Raw genomic sequence first — 3433 nt, 5'->3', positions numbered from 1 at the left:
GCGGCCGCGGCCGGCGCGGCGGCCGGTGCGGGCGGCGGCGTCAGTTGTTCGGTGACCACGTCCGGCGTCGGCGCCGGGGTGGTTTCGGCCTGGGCGAACGCCTTGCCGGGGATGCCGACCGCCATCGCGCTGACCAGCATCAGCATGCATACCGCGTAGAACCGGGCCTTCCACCCGGCGAACAGACCTGTCTTCATGAAGGGCTCCAAGGTGGGGTTAGAGCGCATCGGCGCCGATTTCGCCGGTACGGATGCGGACGACCTGCTCGATGGCGGTGACGAAGATCTTGCCGTCGCCGATCTTGCCGGTGCCGGCCGCGCCCTGGATCGCCTCGACCACGGCATCCAGACGCTCGTCGGTCACCACGGTCTCGATCTTGATCTTGGGCAGGAAGTCGACGACGTACTCGGCACCGCGATACAACTCGGTGTGGCCCTTCTGCCGACCGAAGCCCTTGACCTCGGTGACGGTGATGCCGGACACCCCAGCCTGCGACAAGGCCTCGCGGACCTCGTCGAGCTTGAATGGCCGGATGATGGCGGTGATCAGTTTCATGCGCATACCCCGTTGGTGGAAGGAACCGGCCGCCGAAGGCCGACCGGCACTGGGCCCATCGACCGCGCCGCGAACGGCGCGGGTGCTGCTGCGCGATGCGTTCCGTGGATCACGCCGTGGCCCACCGCACCCAAGGTGCGGCGGCGACGGCGACGTGGGAGGGAACGTGGCCCACGGCACGCAAGCGCTCTGTTGCGCGGTCCATCCCCTGGACACTCGATGACGCGATGGTGGGCGCGGACCACCTGCGCGGCTCCCCAGCCGGGCAGGTGGCGGCGATGGCGAAGGAGGGAGGGGAAGCCTTCGCCATCGCCGCGCGTGGAACTCAGTTGGCGTAGTACAGCTGGTATTCCAGCGGGTGCGTGGCCGCGCGGAACTTGGTCACTTCCTGCATCTTCAGCGCGATGTAGCCGTCGATGAAGTCGTCGGTGAACACGCCGCCGGCCTTGAGGAACTCGCGGTCGGCGTCCAGCGCTTCCAGCGCCTGGTCGAGGCTGGAGCACACCTGCGGGATCTGCTTCTCTTCTTCCGGCGGCAGGTCGTACAGGTCCTTGTCGCTGGGCGCGCCCGGGTCGATCTGGTTCTTGATGCCGTCCAGGCCGGCCATCATCAGCGCGGCGAAGGTCAGATAGCCGGACTGCAGCGGATCCGGGAAGCGGATCTCGATGCGGCGCGCCTTCGGGTTGGACACCCACGGAATGCGGCACGAGGCCGAACGGTTGCGCGCCGAGTAGGCCAGCATCACCGGCGCCTCGAAGCCCGGGACCAGACGCTTGTAGCTGTTGGTGCCGGAATTGGTGAAGGCGTTGATCGCCTTGGCGTGCTTGAAGATGCCGCCGATGTACCACAGCGCCATCTGCGACAGGCCGCCGTAGCCGTCGCCGGAGAACAGGTTGGTGCCGCCCTTGGCCAGCGACTGGTGCACGTGCATGCCCGAGCCGTTGTCGCCGACGATCGGCTTGGGCATGAAGGTCGCGGTCTTGCCGTTGCGGTAGGCGACGTTCTTGATGATGTACTTCATCATCATCAGTTCGTCGGCCTTCTTCACCAGCGAGTTGAACTTGGTGCCGATCTCGCACTGGCCGGCGGTGGCCACTTCGTGGTGGTGCACTTCGACTTCGATGCCAACCTGCTCCAGGGTCTTGCACATCTCGGCGCGCAGGTCCTGCAGCGAGTCGGTCGGCGGCACCGGGAAGTAGCCGCCCTTGACCGCCGGACGGTAGCCGCTGTTGCCGCCTTCGATCTTGCTGCCGCTGCTCCAGGCCGCCTCTTCCGAATCGATCTTGAAGAAGGTGTGGCCCATCTCGTTGCCGAAGCGCACGCCGTCGAAGATGAAGAATTCCGGCTCCGGGCCGAAGAACGCCTGGTCGGCGATGCCGCTGGACTTCAGGTAGGCCTCGGCGCGCTTGGCCACGCCGCGCGGATCGCGGCCGTAGCTCTGCATGGTGGCCGGGTCGAGGATGTCGCAGGTCAGCACCAGGGTCGGATCGGCCATGAACGGATCGACGAAGGCGGTGTCGGCGTCGGGCAGCAGGACCATGTCCGACTCGTTGATGCCCTTCCAGCCGGCGATCGAGCTGCCGTCGAACATCTTGCCTTCCTCGAACAGCGCCGGCTCGATGATGCTGACCGGGAAGGTGACGTGCTGCTGCACGCCGCGCATGTCGACGAAGCGCAGGTCGACGAACTCGATCTTGTTGTCCTTGACCAGCTTCTCAATAGTTTCCGCAGACATTCGATGCAACCTCGGGTTGTGAAGGGCGTGGGCGAGTATCAGCAATCGCCATGCCAAGCGTGTGGCACTCACAAGCCCTTGATTCTGCTGAAGCGTGCACGCGAAGGATGCAAATGCACTGCACTTTAGTGGTGCATTCACACCTGAACGCACCAAATTTGTGCGCGAGGCGGATGCTCTATCCTTGCGCAGCTTCCCCTCCCCCAAAGCGACCCTCTCCTCCATGAGCGATCTGTTGTCGGCCCTGCTGCTGGGCATCATCGAAGGCCTGACCGAATTCCTGCCCATTTCCAGCACCGGGCACCTGTTGATCGCCGAGCGCTGGCTCGGCCACCGGTCCGACTTCTTCAACATCGTGATCCAGGCCGGCGCGATCCTGGCCACCACCCTGGTGTTCCGGCAGCGCCTGTGGGATCTGGCCACCGGCCTGGGCGACCGCGCCAACCGCGACTACGCCTTCAAGCTGGGCGCCGCCTTCCTGGTGACCGCGGTGGTCGGTCTCATCGTCCGCAAGGCCGGCTGGCAGTTGCCCGACAGCGTGCAGCCGGTGGCGTGGGCGCTGGTAATCGGCGGCGTGTGGATGCTGGTGGCCGAGTACTTCGCTGCGCGTATGCCGGAGCGCGAGACGGTGACCTGGACGGTGGCCATCGCGGTCGGCCTGGCGCAGGTGGTGGCCGGCGTGTTCCCCGGCACCTCGCGCTCGGCGGCGACGATCTTCCTGGCGATGCTGCTGGGCCTGAGCAAGCGCTCGGCCGCGGCCGAGTTCGCCTTCCTGGTCGGCATTCCGACCATGTTCGCGGCCAGCGCGTATTCGTTCCTGGAGCTGTACAAGGACGGCGGCCTGGGCAGCGAGAACTGGGGCGACGTGGCCCTGGCCTTCGTCGCCTCGATGGTCACCGGCTTCGTGGTGGTGAAGTGGCTGCTGGGCTACATCAAGTCGCACCGCTTCACCGCCTTCGCGGTGTACCGCATCGTGCTGGGCGCGGCGCTGCTGCTGTGGTTGCCGGCGGCCTGAGGGGTTGCATCGGCGGGGCGCTGCGCGCTCCTTACCCTCACCCCAACCCCTCTCCCGAAGGGAGAGGGGCTCGGCGTCTCCCTTCTCCCCTCGGGACCATGGCCCCCTTTTCGGGGGAAGGTGCCCCG

3 protein-coding genes and 1 pseudogene are annotated in these 3433 nt (G+C 66.4%); 1 reads left to right on the top strand and 3 read right to left on the bottom strand.

What is annotated here, in order from left to right; genetic code table 11:
- The 3 genes and pseudogenes from D588_RS24585 to glnA all read right to left on the bottom strand — a co-directional run.
- Positions 1-197: pseudogene (locus D588_RS24585) on the bottom strand (ammonia channel protein); the annotation flags it as partial.
- A 19-nt stretch (positions 198-216) separates the two neighbouring features.
- Positions 217-555, bottom strand: coding sequence for a P-II family nitrogen regulator (locus D588_RS0111575; protein ID WP_010341076.1), 339 nt, complete (start codon positions 553-555; stop codon positions 217-219).
- 325 nt (positions 556-880) lie between these two features.
- Positions 881-2290: a type I glutamate--ammonia ligase gene (gene glnA, locus D588_RS0111565; RefSeq protein WP_017908900.1), complete on the bottom strand. Its 1410-nt coding sequence runs from the start codon at positions 2288-2290 to the stop codon at positions 881-883.
- 223 nt (positions 2291-2513) lie between these two features.
- On the opposite strand from glnA, the gene D588_RS0111560 reads away from it, so the two are divergent.
- On the top strand, positions 2514-3305 hold the full coding sequence (locus D588_RS0111560; RefSeq protein WP_017908899.1) for an undecaprenyl-diphosphate phosphatase: 792 nt from the start codon (positions 2514-2516) through the stop codon (positions 3303-3305).
- Positions 3306-3433: the final 128 nt, after the last annotated feature.

This window comes from Xanthomonas sp. SHU 308, from assembly GCF_000364645.1.
Taxonomy (GTDB): Bacteria; Pseudomonadota; Gammaproteobacteria; order Xanthomonadales; family Xanthomonadaceae; genus Xanthomonas_A; species Xanthomonas_A sontii.
Note: the sequence above shows the minus strand (reverse complement) of the source record. Positions and strands in the feature narration are given on the sequence as shown.

What these genes read in the sequence shown, in the direction of transcription:
- D588_RS0111560 (WP_017908899.1), top strand. Translation starts at nt 2,514, where the DNA reads ATGAGCGATCTGTTGTCGGCCCTGCTGCTGGGCATCATCGAAGGCCTG.
- glnA (WP_017908900.1), bottom strand. Translation starts at nt 2,290, where the DNA reads ATGTCTGCGGAAACTATTGAGAAGCTGGTCAAGGACAACAAGATCGAG.
- D588_RS0111575 (WP_010341076.1), bottom strand. Translation starts at nt 555, where the DNA reads ATGAAACTGATCACCGCCATCATCCGGCCATTCAAGCTCGACGAGGTC.